Source organism: Streptomyces sp. NPDC050121 (genome assembly GCF_044460385.1).
Taxonomy (GTDB): domain Bacteria; phylum Actinomycetota; class Actinomycetes; order Streptomycetales; family Streptomycetaceae; genus Streptomyces; species Streptomyces soliscabiei.
Map to the genome: position 1 here is coordinate 16,271 of NZ_JBITJV010000024.1, position 20,255 is coordinate 36,525.

The window sequence follows — 20,255 nt, forward strand, 5'->3', positions numbered from 1 at the left end:
ACCGGCCATGAAACCCGTACGCCGTACCGGCGTGCAAATTCTGTGTACCGGCGGTACGGCACCTGTAACGCTTCCGCGACGCTTCTTTCTCGTAGGGTCACGGAACGGGCACCGAGCTTGACGTGTCAGTGCCCTACGGCAGACTTGGCCGGGAATAGCTCTTTCGATCAACGAATAAGTCAACGGCGCCTGAGGGCCTACGGGGGACGCAGAACATGAGCCAGGACGGCGCGCAGGGCCGGTACGCGGGGCGGGCGCTCGCCGCGGGCCGCTATCAGCTGCGCGACTTGCTCGGCGAGGGCGGCATGGCCTCGGTGCACCTCGCCTACGACGCCGTGCTCGACCGTCAGGTCGCGGTGAAGACCCTGCACACCGAACTGGGCCGTGAGCAGGCCTTCCGTGAGCGCTTCCGCCGCGAGGCCCAGGCCGTGGCCAAACTCACGCACACCAACATCGTCTCCGTCTTCGACACCGGCGAGGACGAGGTCGAGGGGCTGACCACGCCGTACATCGTCATGGAGTACATCGAGGGCCGCCCGCTCGGCTCCGTGCTCGACGAGGACGTGCGGCAGCAGGGCGCGATGCCCGCCGACAAGGCACTGAAGATCACCGCGGACGTGCTGGCGGCGCTGGAGATCAGCCACGAGATGGGGCTCGTCCACCGCGACATCAAGCCCGGCAACGTGATGATGACCAAGCGCGGCGTCGTCAAGGTGATGGACTTCGGCATCGCGCGCGCCATGCAGTCCGGCGTCACCTCGATGACCCAGACCGGCATGGTCGTCGGCACCCCGCAGTACCTCTCGCCCGAACAGGCCCTGGGGCGTGGGGTGGACGCCCGGTCCGACCTCTACTCGGTCGGCATCATGCTGTTCCAACTCGTCACCGGGCGGCTGCCGTTCGAGGCGGATTCACCGCTTGCGATCGCGTACGCGCATGTGCAGGAGGAGCCGGTGGCACCCTCCTCGATCAACCGGGCGCTGCCCCCGGCCGTGGACGCGCTGATCGCCCGCGCGCTGAAGAAGAACCCGAACGAGCGCTTCCCGACCGCCGTCGCCATGCGCGACGAGTGCCTGCGCGTCGCCGCCTCCTTCCAGCCCGCCCCGCCGAGCATCGTCCCGGGTGCGCCGACGTCGAGCGGCGCGGGCGTCGGCTCCGCGGTGTTCCCGCCGGTCGGCCAGGGCACCCCGGCGCCCCAGGCGGGCGTCCAGACGCCCTACCAGCCGGCCCCGACTCCGAACCCGTACGGCGCCCCGACGCCGTCCCCGGCCTACGGTTACCCGCAGCAGGGCGGCTACCAGACGCCCGCTCCGGCGTACGGCCACCAGCAGGCGCCGCACACCCCGCCCGCGTACAACCTCGCCCCGCAGCCGTCGACCACGGTGTCCTCGGGCGGCGGCAGCCGCAAGAACAGCAGGACGGTGCTCATCGGCTCGGCCGTCGTCGCCGTGGTGGCGGTCGGCGGCCTCATCACCAGTCTCATGCTGAGCGGCGGCAGTTCCGACGACGCCAAGGGCGACACGACCAGCGCCTCGCCATCGGCGACGAAGGCGGCAAACTACCGCGGGCCGGACACCTCCAAGACGATCGAGTCGACCGAGTGCTCCGAGCCGGAGGAGTCGTACAACGACCCCGCCAAAATCCGGGTGCCGAACTTCAAGTTCAAGTACATCGGCTCGGTCAAAGCGTGTTTCCAGGCCGCCGGCTGGCCGTACAAGATCACGAAGGTGGACGAGAACACGTACGGCGACGGGGCGGTCATGGACCAGTTCCCCTCCGCCGGAACGGACGTCGACCCGAAGAACATGCCCGAGATCGAACTCAAGGTCTCCTCGGGCAACCCGGCGTCGTGACGGCCTGACCTCGTGGAGAAGGGCCCGGCGTTCGCGCCGGGCCCTTCCTTTGTGTACGTCTGTGTACGTACGTCTGCTTATGTCGCCTGCTTGTGAACGTCTGCCTGTGAACGTCTGTTTGTGTACGGCTACGGGTACGGGGCTGCGGCCTACAGGTACGGTCCGCCCGTGCGGCCGCCCGCGCGTGGGTCGTCGACGCCCTCGTGGCTCACACCCGGCGGCAGCGCGCGGCGCATCTGCTCCAACTGGGCGCGCGCGGCCATCTGCTGGGCGAAGAGGGTCGTCTGGATGCCGTGGAAGAGGCCCTCCAGCCAGCCGACCAACTGGGCCTGCGCGATGCGCAGTTCCGCGTCGCTCGGGGTCGAGTCCTCGTTGAACGGCAGCGACAGCCGCTCCAGCTCCTCGACCAGCTCCGGCGCCAGGCCGTCCTCCAGTTCCTTCACCGAGCTCGCGTGGATCTCCTTCAGCCGGGCCCGGCTCGCCTCGTCCAGAGGAGCCGCGCGCACCTCCTCGAGGAGCTGCTTGATCATGCTGCCGATGCGCATGACCTTCGCGGGCTGCTCGACCATCTCCGTCACCGGGATCTCACGGGAATCCTCGTCAGCGTCGACGCCGCCGAGCGCCATGCCGTCCTGGCCTACGACCAGGATCTTCTGGGCGTTCTCCGGCGACCTTTCGTTCCTCGGCATCTCCATGCCGCCATTCTCTCGCACGTCCCCACCTCATCACCGTGGTGCCCCCCATGAAAGGTGATCCATCGTTTCCGTTCGGCGTAGTCCGTAATGCGCCGAAAATTCCGTGATGTGAGGCTTGTTGCGACTTTTCTTGGCAACCGGTTACCGGGAGGGGGTCACGCACGTGACTCCATGGCAGCGGGCATTGTGCGGGATGCGCGTCGGCGCGGTGGGCGCCGTGGGCGCACTGGGAGTGGTCGTACCGCCCTGCGGGGCCGCCCCGGCGTACGCGGCGGTGTCGGTGTACGGGCACGTCCCGCCGCACGTCACCGTGTCGGCGTCCGCCACCCCCACCCCCTCCTCCCCCGACGCGGACCGGGCCGGCAGCCGCGCGGGCGAGGGCCGCGAGCGGCCCGGGCGCAAGGTCGACCAGGGGGAGGACGAGGACGAAGAGGCGCCGGATACGGCGGGGGAGGACACCGGCGAAGAGGACCCGGACGAGGGGAGCGGCGACGCGGAGGCCGGGGACGGCGACCCCACCGGATCCGAGTCCCCGCAGGCCGTCGTCGCTCCCACGACCTCCGCGACCCCCCAGAACGCCGTGCGGCAGCCGGACGCGCAGGCGGAGCGGGCCGACGGCCCCGTGCTGCAGATCCTGCCGCTCGGCACCGGCCTCGTCCTCATCGGCCTGGGCATCGCTCTCGCCCTCGCCGCCCTACGCTTGCGTCGCGGCTAGGCACCGATCAGCGCAGTCGGGCGGGGTGTGGTGCGTCCGCCGGGACAGGCCCTGGCGCCGGCGGCTACGACGGTGGCTACGACGCGACCAGGAGCACCTTGCCGACGTGGCCGCTGTCCTCCACGACCCGGTGGGCGGCGGGGGCGTCGCTCATCGGAAACTCGCGGTCGACCACGGGACGTACATGGCCTGCGGCGAGCAGCGGCCAGACGTGCTCGCGAACGGCCGCGACGATGGCCGCCTTCTCCTCCAGGGGACGGGCCCGCAACGAGGTCGCGCTGATGGCGGCGCGCTTGCCGAGGAGCGCGCCGATGTTCAGCTCGGCCTTGACGCCGCCCTGCATGCCGATGATCGCGAGCCGGCCGTTCACGGCGAGCGCCTGGACATTGCGGTCCAGGTACTTCGCTCCCATGTTGTCGAGGATGACGTCGGCGCCGGCGCCGCCCGTGGCCTGCTTCACCTCGGCGACGAAGTCCTGCTCGCGGTAGTTGATCAGGATGTCGGCGCCCAGCTCGGCGCACTGCGCCAGCTTCTCCTTGGTGCCCGCGGTGACGGCGACCTTCGCGCCGACGGCCTTGGCCAGCTGGATCGCCATGGTGCCGATGCCGCTGGAGCCGCCGTGCACGAGCAGCGTCTCGCCGGGGCGGAGGTGGGCGATCATGAAAACGTTCGACCAGACGGTGCTGGTCACCTCCGGGAGCGCGGCGGCCTGAACGAGGCCGACGCCCGTCGGCACGGGCAGCAGCTGGCCGGACGGCACCACGACCTTCTCGGCGTAGCCGCCACCCGCGAGCAGCGCGCACACCTCGTCGCCGACGACCCAGCCGGAGACGCCGGGGCCGATCGCGGCGATCCGGCCGGAGCACTCCAGGCCGGGGTAGGGGGAGGCGCCGGGCGGCGGATCGTAGAAGCCCTGGCGCTGCAGGATGTCGGCGCGGTTGACGGCGCTGGCCACCACCTCGACCAGGACCTCGCCCTCGCCGGGTACGGGATCGGGGACCTCGTCCCACACGAGCGCCTCGGGACCACCGGGTTCGGGAATCGTGATCGCATGCATGAGAGGGACGCTACCCCTCGCCCCCGGCCGCAGGTCGCCTGGTCGCTGGGGTGGGCAGCGCTGTTCGTGCTGCTCTCCGGGAGGCCTCTCAGGCCGGCGGGAGGGGCGGGACGCCGGACATGCCGGGTGTCCCGAGCGTGGCCCGTGCGCTGTCCGGACCCACCCGCATGATCGTGACCAGTCGGTCCGTCGGTTCCAGCACGCCGATCGCCGGGTCGTCGTAGGCGAGGACTCGGTGCCCGCGGACGACGCTCACCACCAGGTCGTCCGTCTCACGCGGGCCGCGGCCCGCCTCGGCCTTGGTGACGGGCCGTTCCACCAGGTCGAGCCCGTCGCCCTGCTGGATGAGGTCCTCCATGACCCGGCCCGCCGCCGGGCTGAGCACGGACAGGCCGAGCAGCCGGCCGGCCGCACCCGCGCTGGTGATGACCTCGTCCGCGCCGGACTGCTTGAGCAGCGGCGCGTTCTCCTCCTCGCGGACCGCCGCCACGATCTTCGCCCCGGGGTTGAGCTGGCGCGCCGTCAACGCCACCAGGACGGCCGTGTCGTCGCGCTGCGTCGCGATGACGATCCGCCCCGCCCGCTGCACCTCGGCCCGCCGCAGCACGTCACTGCGCGTCGCGTCTCCGACGATGCCCTCGTAGCCCTCGGCCGTCGCCGCCTCGATCACCTTCGCACTCGGGTCGATCACCATGACCTGTTCCTTGCGCAGGCCCGCCGCGCAGGCCGTCCGGATCGCGGACCTCCCCTTCGTACCGAAGCCGACGACGACAGTGTGGTCGCGCAAGGGGACCTCCGGGATCATGGACAGGCGCGGACTCATGGACATGTGTTGCTTCATGACGGGCACGACCCCGCCGGGAACCATGGTGCCCACCGAACGGACGACCACCACAGGGGGCACGCGATGAAGGACCACCCACGACAGCCTGTCGGGCCGGTCAGGTTCTCCCTCTTCAGGTCCCTCTGGTACCGCTCGCGCACCGAGGCCCGGGACGACGCCGAGGCGGGCCGCTCCATCACGATGCCCGTGCGCACCAGCGTCCCCCCGCTCCAGCAGGTGCTGCGGCGCCTCGCCATGGGCCTGCTGGTACTGGCCGTCACCACGCTGATCGTCTACGCCGACCACGACGGCTACAACGACAACGCGGACGGCTCCGTCGGTCTCCTCGACTCCGCCTACTACGCCACCGTCACCCTCTCCACCACCGGCTACGGCGACATCACCCCGGTCAGCGACACGGCCCGGCTCGTCAACATCCTCGTCATCACACCGCTGCGTGTGGTGTTCCTGATCATCCTGGTCGGCACCACCCTGGAGGTGCTCACCGAGCGGACCCGGCAGCAGGTCCGCATCCACCGCTGGCGCGCCCGCACCAGCGATCACGTCGTGGTCGTCGGATACGGCACCAAGGGCCGCCATGCCGTGGAGACTCTCGTCGGGCAGGGCATCGCCAAGGACCGGATCGTGGTCGTGGACGCGCAGCGCAAGGCCGCTAACCTGGCCGGCGACGACGGGCTGGTGGCGGTGACCGGCGACGCCACCCGCTCGGAGACGCTCCTCAAGGCCGAGGTCCAGCGGGCCTCCCGGGTGATCGTCGCCCCGCAGCGCGACGACACCTCCGCCCTGGTCACCCTCACCGCCCGCCAACTGAACCGCCGCGCGACGATCGTCGTCGCCGCCCGGGAGGACGAGAACGTGCCACTGCTCAAGCAGAGTGGCGCGGACACCGTGATCACCAGCTCCAGCTCCGCCGGCCGACTGCTCGGCGTCTCGATGGTCAGCCCGACCGTGGCCAGGACCCTGGAGGACCTGATGACTCTCGGCAGCGGCCTGGACCTCATCGAGCGCCCGATCACCGAGGCGGAGGCGGGACAGGCGCCCCGCACCTGCGCGGACCTGGTGGTGGCCGTCGTCCGCCGCAAGGAGCTGCTGGACTACGCCGACCCCCGGCTCACCCGCCTGCGGCCGGGGGACCGCGTGATCACGGTCAGCCGGGCGGTCCCCGCCGCCGAACAGGCGTGACGACGTTTCACGTGAAACACCCACGGTTTCACGTGAAACAGGCGCCGCGGCTTCACGTCAAACACGGAGCGTGTTTCACGTGAAACAGGCGCCGATCCCGGCCGTCGTCCACGGCAGATCGAGGAGTTCGGCCTCCTGACCCGCCCGTGCACCGCCCGGCGGTACGACGGCGAGGGCATCGGCCGCCGCGATGCCGCGCAGCATGGCCGGCCCGTTGTAGTGCAGCGGCACGACATGATCGCCCCGCAGCACGACCGGAACCAGCCGGGTGTCGTACGGATGGCCGTGCGCCGCGTCCCTCAACGGCAGCGCGTACGGCTCGGGAGCCGGGCGGGCGGCGAGGGTGCGCAACAGGGGCTCGGCGAGGGTGAGCAGACCGGAGACGGCCGCGAGGGGGTTGCCGGGCAGACCGACGAGGTGCTGGTCCTCCGTGAGACGGGCCAGCAGCATGGGGTGACCGGGGCGCACCTGGACGCCGTCGACGAGGAGTTCGGCGTCGAGGCGGCGCAGGGTGGGGTGCACATGGTCGAGCGGGCCCGAGGCCGTGCCCCCGGTGGTGACGATCAGATCGGCACCGGACGCGGTGATGGCCTTGCGCAGGGCCTTCGCGTCGTCGCGGAGCCTGCGTACGGCGGTGACCTCGGCACCCAGCGCCCGCAGCCACGGGGGCAGCATCGGGCCGAGAGCGTCCCGGATGAGGCCGTCGTGCGGGCGACCCTCGGAGAGCAGCTCGTCGCCGAGGACGAGCACCTCGACCCGGGGACGGGGCACAGCGGTCAGTGTGTCGTACCCGGCGGCCGCGGCGAGACCGAGCACGGCCGGGGTCACCACCGCTCCGGCGAGCAGCAACTGGTCCCCGCTGCGGCACTCCTGCCCTCGCGGGCGGATGTCCTGCCCGTGCTGCATCTCGCGGGTCGCGTGCAACCGGCCGTTGTCGTCGGTGCGGCCGTGCTCGCTGCGCAGCACCGCGGTGGTGTCCGCGGGGATCCGGGCGCCGGTGGCGATCCGGACGGCCTCACCGTCGGCGAGGGGCGCGGGCGCAACGCTGCCGGCGAGCACGCCCTCGTCTCGTACGTGCCAGGGGCCGGGTCCTGCGACCGCCCATCCGTCCATCGCGGAGGTGTCGAAGGAGGGCAGGTCGGTGAGTGCGGTCAGGGGGGCGGCCAGGACGAGGCCGAGGGCGTCGCCGAGGGTCACGGAGACGGGCGCGCGGCGGGCGGCGCAGGACCGGGCGGCACGGGCGGCGATCGTCCGGGCCTCCGGCCAGGGGGTGGCCTGGTGACGGTGCTCCCCGCCGACGGCCCGGTGACCGGTCCGCGGGGCGTGGGAGGACGGGGAACCGTTGCCGTTGCCGTCCCGCTGCGTGGGGCCGTTGCCGTCCTTCACTAGGGCGAGCGCCTCCTCGACGTCGAGGTCCTCGGCGTCAAGGCCCTGCCGGGTTCCGCGGGGCGTCATCCGGCGTCCGGTCCAGAGCCGCCGGGCTCGACGACCTTGTCCTTCTTGTCCTGCGGGACCTGATCCTGCGGGGCCTTGTCCTGTGGGGCCTTGTCCTGTGGGGCCTTGTCCTGCGGGGCCTTGTCCTGCGGGGCCTTGTCCTGCGGGGCCTTGTCCTGCGGGGCCTTGTCCTGTGGGGCATTGTCCTGTGGGGCCTGGGCTTTGTCCTGTGGTTCGGCGGTGTCCTGTTCGGCCTCCTGCGCCCAGCGCAGGGCCAGCGCCGCGGCCTTGCGGGCGGCCTCGGCGACGGCCTCGGGGCCTCCCTGGGCCTGCGCGGCGGCGTAGCCGACCAGGAAGGTGGTCAGCGGGGCCGCGGGCCGGGCCACTCCGTGGGCGGCGTCACGGGCGAGATCGAGGAGGACGCCGGTGTCGACATCGAGGTCGATGCCCAGTTCGTCCTTGACTGCGGAGATCCATTCATCCAACACGTGGCCATGCTCCCTGATACGTGCCCTGGCGGTGGCGATGTCGTCCCAGGTGTCGCAGTCGAAGGACGCGACAGGGTCGGAGACGCGGGTGAGGTCGAGTCCGGCGGTCAGCCGGCGCAGGGGCAGCCCGATGAGGCCGCCGTGGTCGGCGGTGAGCACCGCCAGTTCACGGCGCAGGGCGGCCGTGCGGTACGCGGCGACGAGCGGCTGGTCGCGGCCGTCGGCGTCGGTGAGCAACGCGCCCTCGGCCTCGCGGGCGCGCAGGGCGGTCAGCAGCCGCCGTGCGGTGTCCGCCGCGAGGAAGGGCAGGTCGGCGGAGAGGACGAGCACGTCGTCCGCCGCGGTGTGCCGTACTCCGGCGTCGAGCGCGGCGACGGGGCCCGCGCCGGGCGGGTCCTCGCGCGCCCAGCGCACGGGCCGGGCGGTGGGGCGGGGGTCGGCGACGACGACGGTGGTGCGCGCGTCGGCGCAGGCGCCGAGCACCCGGTCCAGCAGCGCGCGCCCGCCCACCCGCACGCCGGGCTTGTCGACGCCGCCGAGCCGCCGGGCGCCGCCACCGGCGAGCACAACGGCGTCGTACGCCGGCTCGGAAGGCTCGTTCGAGGTCACACCCCGAGTATGGGGGTCACCCCGGCGATGCGTTCTCCGCGATCACGGGAAACGCGGGGAACGCCCCGCGGGGAACGCCTGGGCCGTGCTCGTGATCACAGGGTGCGCAGGAGCACCGCCGGTTGCTCCACGCAGTCCGCCACGTAGCGCAGGAAGCCTCCCGCGGTGCCGCCGTCGCACACCCGGTGGTCGAAGGTGAGGGAGAGCTGCACGACCTGGCGCACCGCCAGCTCGTTCTCGTGCACCCACGGCTTGGGGACGATGCGGCCGACGCCGAGCATGGCCGCCTCGGGGTGGTTGATGATCGGCGTGGAGCCGTCGACGCCGAACACGCCGTAGTTGTTCAGCGTGAAGGTGCCGCCGGTCAGTTCGCCGGGGGTGAGGTGCCCGTCCCGGGCGGCCTCGGTGAGCCGTGCGAACTCGGCGTTGAGCCCCTCGGCGTCGAGGGCGTGCGCGTCGCGGACGACGGGCACGACGAGGCCCCGCTCGGTCTGCGCGGCGAACCCGAGGTGGACGTGGTCGAAGCGGACGACCTCCCGGGCCGCCACGTCGACGGTGGAGTTGAGCTCCGGGAACCGGGCCAGGGCGGCGGTGCAGATACGGGCCAGCAGCGCGATCAGGGCGATCTTCGACCCGCCCGCGGCGTTCATGGCGGCGCGGGCACGCATCAGTTCCGTCGCGTCGGCGTCCACCCAGCAGGTCGCGTCGGGAATCTCCCGACGACTGCGGGAGAGCTTGTCGGCGACTGCACCCCGGACGCCCTTGAGGGGGATGCGATGGGCGGAGGCGGCGGGGGCGGGGGCGGAGCCGCCGGGGGCGGGGGCAGCCGCGGGAGTGGGCGTCGCCGGGGAGACGAGCGCGGGCTGCGTGGCGGGTTGCAGGACGGGCTGTGGAGCGGGCTGTGGAGCGGGCTGCGGGGCGGCGGCCGCCCGCAGCGCGTGCTCGACGTCCCCCCGCAGGATCAGCCCCTCGGGTCCGGAGCCGGCGAGCTTTCGCAGGTCCAGGCCGTTCTCGCGGGCGAGGCGGCGCACCAGCGGGGAGATCACAGGAACGGGACTGTCCGCTGCCTTGTGGGTACCAGCGGCCGGAACGTCATCCGGGACAGCAGCCGGGACAGCGGGAGCAGCCGTGGTCGCGGGGGTGGCCGTGGTCGCGGGGGTGGCGGGGGTGGCGGGCGGCGGCTGAACCGGCCGCACCCGCCTGCGCCGCGCCGGTGCCTCCGAAGTGCCGTAGCCCACCAGCACGTTGCCCGAGCCCTCGGTGGGAACGGCCGCCCCGTCGGAGGCCGGCGCGCCGACCGCCACCGTGATCAGCGGGGCCCCGACGGGCAGTTCCGTGCCCTCCTCGCCGAAACGGGCGGTGACCACGCCGCCGTAGGGGCAGGGCACCTCCACCATCGCTTTGGCCGTCTCGACCTCGACGACCGGCTGGTCCACGGCGACCACGTCACCGACCTGGACCAGCCAGCGGACGATCTCCGCCTCGGTGAGCCCCTCCCCGAGGTCGGGGAGCTTGAACTCCAGCACCTGTGCCATCAGTTCTCGGCCTCCCACTGCAGCCGCGCCACGGCGTCCAGGATGCGGTCGACGCCGGGCAGGTGGTGCCGCTCCAGCATCGGCGGCGGGTAGGGCAGGTCGAACCCGGCGACCCGCAGCACCGGCGCCTCCAGGTGGTGGAAGCAGCGCTCCGTGACCCGGGCCACGATCTCTCCGCCCGGCCCGCCGAAGGATCCCGACTCATGGACGACGACCGCGCGGCCGGTCCGCCGTACCGAGGCGCAGACGGTCTCGTCGTCGAAGGGCACCAGGGAACGCAGGTCGACGACTTCGAGGTCCCAGCCCTCGGCGCGCGCCGCCTCTGCGGCTTCGAGACAGACCGGCACCGACGGCCCGTACGTGATCAGTGTGGCGCTGCGGCCCGGGCGCCGCACCACGGCGCGGCCTATCGGGTCGACGGTCTGCGGGTCCTGCGGGTTCCAGGAGTCCTTGGACCAGTACAGACGCTTGGGTTCAAGGAAGACGACCGGGTCGTCGGAGGCGATGGCGGCGCGCAGCAGGCCGTAGGCGTCGGCGACCGTGGCCGGGGTGACGACATGGAGGCCCGGGGTCGCCATGTAGTACGCCTCGGAGGAGTCACTGTGGTGCTCGACGCCGCCGATGCCGCCGCCGTAGGGCACGCGGACGGTGATCGGCAGGGGCATGCGCCCTCGGGTGCGGTTGCGCATACGGGCGACATGACTGATGAGCTGCTCGAACGCCGGGTAGGCGAAGGCGTCGAACTGCATCTCCACGACCGGACGCAGCCCGTACATGGCCATGCCGACGGCGGTGCCGAGGATGCCCGCCTCGGCGAGCGGGGTATCCGTGCAGCGGTCCTCGCCGAACTCCTTGGCTAGCCCGTCGGTGACCCGGAAGACGCCGCCGAGGGTGCCCACGTCCTCGCCCAGGACGTGCACGGACGGGTCGGCGGCCATCGCGTCGCGCAGCGCGCGCGTGAGGGCCTGCGCCATGGTGGCGGGCTTGAGGGCGACGGTGGTCATCGGTGCGCGCCTTCCTGCTCCGCCTCGAGCTCGGCCTGCAACAGGGCGCGCTGTTCCCGCAGTTGGGGAGTGTCTTCGGCGTACACGTGGGCGAACAGGTCCATCGGGTCGAGGACCGGGTCCTGGTTCATGCGGGCGCGCAGATCGGCGGCCATCGCCTCGGCGGCGTCGCGCGTGGACTGCTGTGTGTGCTCGTCGAGCAGCCCGCGCGCGGTCAGTTCACGCTCCAGCAGCCGGATCGGGTCGTGCTCGCGCCAGGTCTCGACCTCGGCGTCGCCGCGGTAGCGGGTGGCGTCGTCGGCGTTGGTGTGCGCCTCGATGCGGTAGGTCACCGCCTCCACCAGGGTCGGACCGCCGCCCTCGCGCGCGCGGCGCACGGCGTCGGCCAGCACCTCGTGCACGGCGACGGCGTCGTTGCCGTCGACCAAACGGCCCGGCATGCCGTACCCGACGGCCTTATGGGCCAGCGAGGGGGCGGCGGTCTGCTTGGCGAGCGGTACGGAGATCGCAAAGCCGTTGTTCTGCACGAGGAAGACGACCGGCGCCTGCCAGACGGCGGCGAAGTTCAGCGCCTCGTGGAAGTCGCCCTCGCTGGTGCCGCCGTCACCGACCATGGCGAGCGCGACCACGTCGTCGCCCCTGAGGCGGGCGGCGTGCGCGAGGCCCACGGCGTGCGGAAGCTGGGTGGCGAGCGGTGTGCACAGGGGCGCGACGTGGTGCTCGTAGGGGTCGTAGCCGGTGTGCCAGTCGCCGCGCAGCAGGGTGAGGGCCTCCACGGGGTCCACCCCGCGGGCGACGACGGCGAGGGTGTCGCGGTAGCTGGGGAAGAGCCAGTCGCGCTCCTGGAGAACGAGCGCGGCGGCGACCTCGCAGGCCTCCTGGCCGGTGCTGGAGGGGTAGACGGCGAGTCTGCCCTGCTTGGTGAGGGCGGTGGCCTGGACGTTGTAGCGACGGCCGCGCACCAGCTGGGCGTACAGCCGGCGCAGCAGCTCGGGGTCGGCCTGCGCGGCCGCGTCGGTGCCGAGGACGCGGTACGGCTCCGCGTCGGGCAGCAGCGGCGCGGGGTCGGTACGGGGCTGCCAGGCGGGCGGCGGCGTGGGCCGGTACGTGCCCCGCTGCTCCATGACCGTCATGACGGCACCTCCTCGTGGAAGCGGCTACGGGAGGTCGCGTCGAAGGTGATGCGCCTCACCTACCGATTGTTCGGTCGTCGGCACATTTTGGCTACAGGGCCCCTCAGGCTGTGGACAAACGGTTCTCCACAGCCTGAGATGGACGCAGTACGTCCATGGTAGGGAGGCGGGGGGACATGGCACCTGAACAAATGGCCGAAGAGGGGTCGCTCCCGGAGAGCGGTGTCCCGCTGCAGCCGCCGCGGCCGCTCGACGCCATCGATCAGGACATCCTGCAGATGCTCCAGGCGGACGGCCGCGCCTCGATACGGTCGGTCGCCGAGCGGGTCCACGTCTCGCGCGCCAACGCCTACGCGCGGATCAACCGGCTCATCGAGGACGGCGTCATCCGCGGCTTCGGGGCCCGCGTGAACCACGAGCGCGCGGGCCAGGGCACCAGCGCCTACATCACGCTGAAGATCGTGCAGAACTCCTGGCGGACCGTGCGCGAGCAGCTCAGACAGCTGCCCGGCGCCTCCCACATCGCCCTCGTCGGGGGCGATTTCGATGTCCTGCTCCTGGTGCACACGCCCGACAACCGGGCGCTGCGCGAGGTGGTGCTCACCCGGCTCCAGGAAATCCCCGAGGTGCTCAGCACGCGCACGCTGCTGGTGTTCGAGGAGGAGGACCTGGAGCCACAGAGCTGACCGGCCACAGAGCTTGCCGGCCCCGCGGCCGGTCGGCTCAGTCCGCCGTGCGCAGGCCCTCGAAGACCAGCCGCACCACCGCGTCGGCCACCTCGCTCTCGACCATTCCCCGGCCGCCCGGCCGGTACCACTCGACGAGTGAGTTGATCATGCCGAAGACCAGTCGCGTCGCCAGTCGCACGTCCATGTCGCCGCGTACGTCCCCGTCGGCGGCGGCCGCCCTCAGCAGCTCGGCGACCCGGTGGTCGAAGTCGCGGCGCCGCTCCAGGGCCCACCGCTCGGTGTCGGTGTTGCCGCGCACGCGCAGCAGCAGCGTCACGTACGGCAGTTCGCCGATGAGCACCTCGACCATGCGCCGCACGACGTACTCCAGGCGCTGTGAGGCGTGCCCCACGCGCGCGTGCTCCTCGTCGAGGATCCCGAAGAGGCCGTCCAGGGCCCGGCTGACGGCCCGCCGCAGCAGTTCCTCCTTGCCGGCGACGTGGTGGTAGATCGACGACTTGGAGATGCCGGCGGCCTTGGACAGGTGCTCCATGGAGGTGCCGTCGTAGCCGCGCTCGTTGAAGACCTGGACGGCGACCGAGAGCAGGGTCTCCGGGGTGTACGTGTCGCGCTTGGCGGTGGTCACGAGGCGCCCTCCCGCTTCTCGGTGGCGTAGGAGTGCCGGTAGAGCGCGAGGGACGGCGCGTAGCGGCCGGAGGGATCGCGTTCGTGCAGGTCGTCCAGGAGGGAGCAGGCCCAGGTGCGGCCCAGCCTGCGGCTCCACTCGAAGGGGCCGAGGGGGTAGTTCACGCCCAGGCGCATCGCGGTGTCGATGTCCTCCTCGGTGGCCACGCCCTTGGCGACGGCGTCGTGCGCGAGGTCGACGATCCGCGCGACCGTACGGGCGACGATCATGCCGGGGACGTCGCCGATGACGCTGACGTCCTTGCCGAGCGCCTGGAACAGGCCGATCGCCTCGGACATGGTCTGGGTGGAGGTGTCCTGGGAGGCGGACAGGGCGATGCGGGTGGCCTTGCGGTAGTCGAGGGCGAGGTCGAAGTAGACGACGTCCCGGAACTCCACGGAGGTCTGGCCGTCGGCGAGGGCGAGCTGGCCGTCGCCGGGGAGCACCAGGCGGCTGCCGTGGTCCTCTTCCTCCTCGCGGACCTGGATGCCCGCCTCGCGGATCAGCGCGAGCAGTTCGCAGGCGGGGCCCAGGTTGCCCTCGGCGACGACGTACGCGGGCGGCTGGGCCTTCTCCGCGGTGTGCGGCTCGGCCGGCTCGGCGCCCTCCCGGTAGTCGTACCAGCCCTGGCCGGACTTGCGGCCCAGCCGGCCCGACTCGACCAGGCGGCGCTGGGCGAGCGAGGGCGTGAACCGCACGTCCTGGAAGAAGGACTGCCACACGGAGTGCGTGACCGACTCGTTGACGTCCTGCCCGATCAGGTCGGTCAGTTCGAACGCGCCCATCCTGAAGCCGCCCGACTCGCGCAGGATCGCGTCGATGGTGGCCGGGTCGGCGCCCTGGGCCTCGTAGACGGCGAAGGCCTCGGCGTAGAAGGGCCGCGCGATGCGGTTGACGATGAAGCCGGGGGTGTCGGCGCAGGCGACCGGCGTCTTGCCCCAGGAGCGGGCCGTCTCGTACGCGCGCGTGGCCGACGTGACGTCGGTGGCGTACCCGGAGACGACCTCGACGAGCGGCAGCAGCGGCGCGGGGTTGAAGAAGTGCAGTCCGACGAAGCGGCCGGGGTTGCGCAGGGCGCCGGCGATGGCGGTCACCGACAGGGAGGAGGTGTTGGTGGCGAGCAGGCAGTCCTCGCCGACGACGTCCTCCAGCTGCCGCAGCAGCTCCTGCTTGACCTCCAGGCGCTCGACGACGGCCTCGACGACCAGGGAGCAGTCCGCGAGGTCGGTGAGGCTCTCCGCGGCCCGCAGGCGGGCGCGTGCCTCGTCCCGGTCGGTGGCGGCCAGGCGGCCCTTCTCGACGAGCCGGTCGAGGCGCGCGCCGATCGCGGCGGCCGCCTCCCGGGCCCGTCCGGGAACGGCGTCGTACAGCCGCACCGTGTGGCCGGCGACCAGCGCGACCTGGGCGATGCCCTGGCCCATGGCGCCGACGCCGACGACGGCCACGGGGCTGCTGAGGTCGAGTGCTGTCATGTGCGCGATCCTCCCGCACGGGGTTTTCCACAGATGCGGCAGGCCCCCTTGTCCCGACCGATCGTTCGGTTACTCTAACCCTGACTGGCCGTTCCTGCCCAGGGTTCAGCCAGGTCATGGGCTCGAAGAAGAGTTCTCACGACGAGGAGTTGGTCCCGCATGGCCACCGCCGAACTGACCACGCACGATCTGATCGCCCAGCACCGGCCCACCCTCGACCAGGCCCTGGAAACGATCCGCACCCGGGCGTACTGGTCCCCGCACCCGGAACACCCCAAGGCCTACGGGGAGAACGGCAGTCTGGACGCGGCGGCGGGCAAGGCCGCCTTCGAAGCCGTGCTGCACACCCGCCTCGACCTCGGCCAGCCCGGCACCGACGACTGGGTGGGCGACGAGGTCTCGCCGTACGGCATCGAGCTGGGCGTGACCTACCCGCACCCGGACCTGGAGACGCTGCTGCCCGCCATGCGGGCCGGACAGCGCGCCTGGCGCGACGCGGGCCCGGAACTGCGCGCGGTGGTCTGTCTGGAGATCCTCAAGCGGATCAGCGACCGCACGCACGAGTTCACCCACGCGGTCATGCACACCTCCGGCCAGGCCTTCATGATGGCGTTCCAGGCGGGCGGCCCGCATGCACAGGACCGCGGCCTGGAGGCGGTCGCCTACGCGTACGCCGAGCAGGTCCGCACCCCGGGGACGGCGGAGTGGACCAAGCCGCAGGGCAAACGCGACCCGCTGTCGATGACCAAGAGCTTCACAGCGGTCCCGCGCGGCACCGCCCTGCTCATCGGCTGCAACACCTTCCCGACGTGGAACGGCTACCCCGGCCTGTTCGCCTCCCTGGCCACCGGCAACGCGGTCCTGGTCAAGCCTCACCCGCGCGCGGTGCTGCCGCTCGCGCTGACCGTGGGCATCGCGCGCGAGGTGCTCGCCGCGGCCGGCTTCGACCCGAACCTGGTCGCGCTGGCCGCCGAGCGCCCCGGCGAGGGCATCGCCAAGACCCTGGCCACCCGCCCCGAGATCAGGATCATCGACTACACCGGCTCGACCGCCTTCGGCGACTGGCTGGAGGCCAACGCCCGCCAGGCGCAGGTCTTCACCGAGAAGGCCGGCGTCAACACGGTGATCGTGGAGTCCACCGCGAACTACCAGGGCATGCTCGCCAACCTGGCGTTCTCGCTGTCCCTGTACAGCGGCCAGATGTGCACCACCCCGCAGAACCTGCTGATCCCCCGTGAGGGCATCCGCACCGACGAGGGCCCGAAGACCTTCGACGAGGTCGTCGCCGACCTCGCCCGCGCGGTCGACGGCCTCCTCGGCGACGACGCGCGCGCGAACGGCCTGCTCGGCGCGATCGTCAACCCGGACGTCAAAGCCCGCCTGGAGGCCGCGGCAGGGCTCGGCGAGGTCGCCCTCGCCTCCCGCGAGGTGAGCAACCCGGAGTTCCCGGACGCGGTCGTGCGCACCCCGGTCATCGTGAAACTGGACGGGGCCAAGCCGGCCGACGAGGCCGCCTACATGAGCGAGTGCTTCGGCCCGGTCTCCTTCGCCGTCGCCGTCGGCTCCGCGGCCGACGCGGTCGCCCTGCTGCGGCGCACGGTGCGCGAGAAGGGCGCGATGACGGTCGGCGCGTACACCACCGACGAGGAGGTCGAGGAGGCGATCCAGGAGGTCTGCCTGGAGGAGTCCGCCCAGCTGTCCTTCAACCTCACCGGCGGGGTCTACGTCAACCAGACGGCGGCGTTCTCTGACTTCCACGGCTCGGGCGGCAACCCGGCGGCCAACGCGGCCCTCACCGACGGCGCGTTCGTCGCCAACCGCTTCCGGGTGGTCGAGGTCCGCAGGGACGTCTAGGGACGCCCAGGGGCCGTCTGGGGGCCGTCTGGGGGACGTCTGGGGGACGTCTGGGGGACGTCTGGGGGACGTCTGGGAATGTTCCAGGGACGCCCAGGGACGCCCAGGGACGCCCAGGGACGCCCAGGGGCGTCTAAGGGGCGTGCGGTGCGCCGCCGGTGGCACTCCAGTGGTACAGCGTCATGGCCACACTGGTCGCGAGGTTGTAGCTGGAGACCTGGGGGCGCATCGGCAGGGCGAGAAGATGATCGGCACGCGCGCGCAGCTCCGCGGAGAGCCCGCTGCGCTCGGAGCCGAAGGCGAGAAGGGCGTCGTCCGGGAGCTCGACGCCCCGGATGTCGTCGCCCTCCGGGTCCAGCGCGAACACCGGCCCGGCCGGCAGCTCGTCGACGGTCAGCCGCTCCACGGCGGTCGCGAAGTGCAGCCCCGCCCCGCCACGCACGACGGTCGGATGCCAGGGATCGAGCGTGCCGGTGGTGACCACCCCGGTCGCCCCGAACCCGGCGGCCAGCCGGATCACCGCCCCCGCGTTGCCCAGATTGCGCGGGTTGTCGAGAACCACCACCGGACTACTGCGGGGCGCGTGCCCGAGCCGCTCCAGGTTGTCCTCCCGCGAAGGCCGCACCGCCAGGGCAGCGACCGCCGTGGGATGCGGACGCGGCACCAGGGAGGCGTACGTCGCCTCCGGGACCTCCGTCAGGAGCGCCACCAGCGCCTCGCGCACGTCGGGAGCGAGCTCGTCGGCGAGAGCGAGCGCCGCCCGCCGGTCGACAGTGACCGCCACCGGCACCTCCGCCCCGAAGCGCACGGCGTGCTTGAGGGCGTGGAAGCCGTCGAGCAGGACGGACGCGTCGGCGAGCCTGCGCCACCGGCCGAGCGGGTCGCAGCCGGCGCTCACGGGGTCGGTCATGCCGTGAACCCTACGCGCGCGTGCTCGGCGTCCTCCTGAGCCCGCGGCTCCGCCGCCGTACGGCCGCCGTCGGAGAACAGCCGTCCACGCGCGCGTGCCGCCCAGCCGCCCAGCCGGTGCAGGAACGACGTCGGCAGGAACACGGCGTCCGTCGCGATCATCGCCAGCGAGAAGAACGGCAGGCCCAGCACCACGGCGATCACCGCGTGCTCGACCATCATCAGAGCCAGCAGAACGTTCTTCAGCCGCCGGTTGAACAGGGTGAACGGGAAGGCGACCTGCACGATCACGGTCCCGTACGTCGCGAGCAGCACCATCGTGCCGCTGCCCGCGAGCAGGTCGGCGAGCGCGGGCCAGGGCGAGAAGTAGTCCAGGTGCAGCGGGTAGTACACGGCGGTGCCGTCCTGCCAGCGCGAGCCCTGGATCTTGTACCAGCCGGCCGTCGCATAGATCAGACAGGCCTCGGTCATGATCACGACCAGAGCACCGTTGTGCAGGATGTTGCCGATCACGTCGAGCAGGATCCGCGGCTCCGCCGACTTCCGCAGACGGCCGACGGCCCACCACAGACCCTGGGCGACCCACGCCGCCCACAGCAGCACCGGAATGCTCCACTCACTGTGGAAACGGCCCGCGACAGTCACCGTGACCAGCACAAACCCGCCCGCGGCCCACAGAACGGGACCCATCCGGTCCGTGCCCCGCTCCCCACGCGCGCGTGCCGCCTGCTCACGCCGCGCCCGCCGCGCGTCCAGCGACCACACCCGACCGCAGCGCATGAACACGAGGTAGATCGACATCAGGTGCAGGACGTTGTCGCCACCGTCGCCCATGAAGACACTGCGGTTCTGCAGCGAGAGCACACCGACCATGAACAGCACCGACATCGCACGGGTGCGCCACCCCAGCAGCAGCAGCGCGCTGGAGAGCAGCGCGAGCGCGTACACGGCCTCGAACCAGCCCCGGCCGTCCGACCACATCAGGGCCGTGAACGCGCCATTGGAGTCGATCAGCTGCCGGGCCAGCTCCCAGTCCCACGGACCGTCGGGGCCGTAGAGCTCCTGGCGGTGGGGGAACTCGCGCACCAGGAACAGCAGCCACGTGGCGCTGAAGCCGATCCGGACCACGGCACTCTGGTACGGCCCGAGCGCCGACTCGGTGACGCGGGCGATGGCGGTGGACACCGTCAAGGAGAACCGGTTCACCTCGTACCTCCCTCGGCCCCGCCGTCCGGCACCGACCACCAGGGCAGCTCGCGGTACACCGGGCTCATCGACACCTTCTCGTCGCTCCACTTCGGCGGGGTCACATTGGTGGTCTGCGAGCGGACCTGGACCCGCTCGACGACACCGCCGTCACCGGCCGCCCCGCCACGCTCCAGCCGCAGCACCACGATGCGGCGCAGATACGTCTCCGAGAGCGCGCCACGTATGCCAACCGGGCGGTTGTCGTTGCCGTGCGTGGACGTGTAGAAGTCCCAGGCGCGGCGCAGCTCGTTCTGCTGGGTGTGGCTCGGCAGCAGGTTGCCGTCGATGGCCCGGCCGTCCTGCGCGGACAGGTCGTACCAGCCGGTGGTCCTCGACCCGCCCTCCGCGGTGCGGACCTCGGCGCGGACCTGGACGGCGATGTTCTGCTGCAACGGGTTCGGCGCGAACAGCTTCCAGTTCTGCTCGAACTCCGGGTAGATCCATTCGTCGATCGCCCTACCGTGCGCCTTGGTGACCGTGTTAGACGGCGCGACGTGCAAAAACACCATCCCGACATGCACACAGACGGCGACCGCGACGACGGCGAGCGCCAGCGCGGCGCCGATCTGATAGCGCGGCGAGAGCGCGGCCACACCGGTACGGGGCTCGGGGTGCGGGGGCACGCGGTGCGGGGGCGCGGGGTACAGGGGCGCGGGGTGCGGGGGCTCAGCCGCCACACCGGCGGTGGGGACGACACCGGCGGACGGGACGACGGCCGGCCAGGCAAGGGGGCCGGTCGGCTCGACCCGAGGGCCTGGTGCAGCGCCGGCCTCAGGAGGAACGGACCCGGCCCGGGGGCCCGGAACGGTGCCCTCCGCGGGGGAGGCCCCGGCCACGGCGCCCGTTTGCGCTTCCGCTTCCGTTTCCGTC

At 72.1% G+C, this 20,255-nt stretch carries 16 protein-coding genes and 2 pseudogenes; 5 read left to right on the top strand and 13 right to left on the bottom strand.

The window, feature by feature from the left end:
* The first annotated feature begins 215 nt into the window (after window positions 1–215).
* Window positions 216–1,853, top strand: coding sequence for a protein kinase (locus tag ACIBTS_RS30925; RefSeq protein WP_399323695.1), 1,638 nt, complete (start codon window positions 216–218; stop codon window positions 1,851–1,853).
* 149 nt (window positions 1,854–2,002) lie between these two features.
* Here the strand turns inward: ACIBTS_RS30925 and ACIBTS_RS30930 are convergent, their stop codons facing one another.
* On the bottom strand, window positions 2,003–2,548 hold the full coding sequence (locus ACIBTS_RS30930) for a bacterial proteasome activator family protein (protein WP_399323697.1): 546 nt from the start codon (window positions 2,546–2,548) through the stop codon (window positions 2,003–2,005).
* 163 nt (window positions 2,549–2,711) lie between these two features.
* On the opposite strand from ACIBTS_RS30930, the gene ACIBTS_RS30935 reads away from it, so the two are divergent.
* A complete protein-coding gene (locus tag ACIBTS_RS30935; RefSeq protein ID WP_399323699.1) occupies window positions 2,712–3,263 on the top strand; it encodes a hypothetical protein in 552 nt (183 codons plus the stop codon).
* Window positions 3,264–3,339: 76 nt separating this feature from the next.
* Here the strand turns inward: ACIBTS_RS30935 and ACIBTS_RS30940 are convergent, their stop codons facing one another.
* Both ACIBTS_RS30940 and ACIBTS_RS30945 read right to left on the bottom strand, forming a co-directional pair.
* Window positions 3,340–4,320, bottom strand: a complete 981-nt coding sequence (locus ACIBTS_RS30940) for an NAD(P)H-quinone oxidoreductase (RefSeq protein WP_399323701.1) — start codon at window positions 4,318–4,320, stop codon at window positions 3,340–3,342.
* Between the two features lie 88 nt (window positions 4,321–4,408).
* Window positions 4,409–5,107 (bottom strand): annotated as a pseudogene (locus ACIBTS_RS30945) (potassium channel family protein); the annotation flags it as partial.
* 120 nt (window positions 5,108–5,227) lie between these two features.
* Here ACIBTS_RS30945 and ACIBTS_RS30950 point away from each other — a divergent pair.
* Window positions 5,228–6,346: a potassium channel family protein gene (locus ACIBTS_RS30950; RefSeq protein WP_399323703.1), complete on the top strand. Its 1,119-nt coding sequence runs from the start codon at window positions 5,228–5,230 to the stop codon at window positions 6,344–6,346.
* 75 nt (window positions 6,347–6,421) lie between these two features.
* Here the strand turns inward: ACIBTS_RS30950 and ACIBTS_RS30955 are convergent, their stop codons facing one another.
* The 5 genes and pseudogenes from ACIBTS_RS30955 to pdhA form a co-directional block, all read right to left on the bottom strand.
* Window positions 6,422–7,801, bottom strand: a complete 1,380-nt coding sequence (locus tag ACIBTS_RS30955) for a molybdopterin molybdotransferase MoeA (RefSeq protein WP_399323705.1) — start codon at window positions 7,799–7,801, stop codon at window positions 6,422–6,424.
* A gap of 194 nt (window positions 7,802–7,995) precedes the next feature.
* A pseudogene (locus ACIBTS_RS30960) lies at window positions 7,996–8,877 on the bottom strand (NTP transferase domain-containing protein); the annotation flags it as partial.
* Between the two features lie 95 nt (window positions 8,878–8,972).
* Window positions 8,973–10,412 (bottom strand): dihydrolipoamide acetyltransferase family protein, encoded by a 1,440-nt coding sequence (locus tag ACIBTS_RS30965; RefSeq protein WP_399323707.1) that lies wholly within the window; start codon window positions 10,410–10,412, stop codon window positions 8,973–8,975.
* Window positions 10,412–11,416, bottom strand: a complete 1,005-nt coding sequence (locus tag ACIBTS_RS30970) for an alpha-ketoacid dehydrogenase subunit beta (RefSeq protein ID WP_399323709.1) — start codon at window positions 11,414–11,416, stop codon at window positions 10,412–10,414. Before ACIBTS_RS30970 ends, ACIBTS_RS30965 begins: the two co-directional genes overlap by 1 nt.
* The gene (gene pdhA, locus ACIBTS_RS30975) at window positions 11,413–12,549 is read right to left on the bottom strand and encodes a pyruvate dehydrogenase (acetyl-transferring) E1 component subunit alpha (RefSeq protein ID WP_399323711.1); all 1,137 of its coding nucleotides are present in this window, start codon (window positions 12,547–12,549) and stop codon (window positions 11,413–11,415) included. Before pdhA ends, ACIBTS_RS30970 begins: the two co-directional genes overlap by 4 nt.
* Window positions 12,550–12,725: 176 nt before the next feature.
* Between pdhA and ACIBTS_RS30980 the strand changes: the two genes are divergently transcribed.
* On the top strand, window positions 12,726–13,235 hold the full coding sequence (locus tag ACIBTS_RS30980; RefSeq protein ID WP_399323713.1) for an Lrp/AsnC family transcriptional regulator: 510 nt from the start codon (window positions 12,726–12,728) through the stop codon (window positions 13,233–13,235).
* A gap of 37 nt (window positions 13,236–13,272) precedes the next feature.
* Here the strand turns inward: ACIBTS_RS30980 and ACIBTS_RS30985 are convergent, their stop codons facing one another.
* Window positions 13,273–13,863 carry a TetR/AcrR family transcriptional regulator gene (locus tag ACIBTS_RS30985; protein ID WP_079661124.1) on the bottom strand — a complete coding sequence of 197 codons (591 nt, stop codon included), beginning with the start codon at window positions 13,861–13,863 and terminating at the stop codon, window positions 13,273–13,275.
* On the bottom strand, window positions 13,860–15,374 hold the full coding sequence (locus ACIBTS_RS30990; RefSeq protein WP_399323715.1) for a 3-hydroxyacyl-CoA dehydrogenase: 1,515 nt from the start codon (window positions 15,372–15,374) through the stop codon (window positions 13,860–13,862). Before ACIBTS_RS30990 ends, ACIBTS_RS30985 begins: the two co-directional genes overlap by 4 nt.
* Before the next feature lie 159 nt (window positions 15,375–15,533).
* On the opposite strand from ACIBTS_RS30990, the gene paaN reads away from it, so the two are divergent.
* Window positions 15,534–17,228 carry a phenylacetic acid degradation protein PaaN gene (gene paaN / locus ACIBTS_RS30995; RefSeq protein ID WP_399323717.1) on the top strand — a complete coding sequence of 565 codons (1,695 nt, stop codon included), beginning with the start codon at window positions 15,534–15,536 and terminating at the stop codon, window positions 17,226–17,228.
* A gap of 133 nt (window positions 17,229–17,361) precedes the next feature.
* On the opposite strand, the gene ACIBTS_RS31000 is transcribed toward paaN, so the two are convergent.
* From ACIBTS_RS31000 to ACIBTS_RS31010, 3 genes are all read right to left on the bottom strand, one after another.
* The gene (locus ACIBTS_RS31000) at window positions 17,362–18,138 is read right to left on the bottom strand and encodes a TrmH family RNA methyltransferase (protein WP_399323719.1); all 777 of its coding nucleotides are present in this window, start codon (window positions 18,136–18,138) and stop codon (window positions 17,362–17,364) included.
* Window positions 18,135–19,343, bottom strand: a complete 1,209-nt coding sequence (locus tag ACIBTS_RS31005; RefSeq protein WP_399323722.1) for an HTTM domain-containing protein — start codon at window positions 19,341–19,343, stop codon at window positions 18,135–18,137. Before ACIBTS_RS31005 ends, ACIBTS_RS31000 begins: the two co-directional genes overlap by 4 nt.
* Window positions 19,340–20,255, bottom strand: a 916-nt coding sequence (locus ACIBTS_RS31010; protein WP_399323724.1) for a DUF5819 family protein, incomplete at its 5' end; no start/stop codon positions are given. The genes ACIBTS_RS31010 and ACIBTS_RS31005, both read right to left, overlap by 4 nt.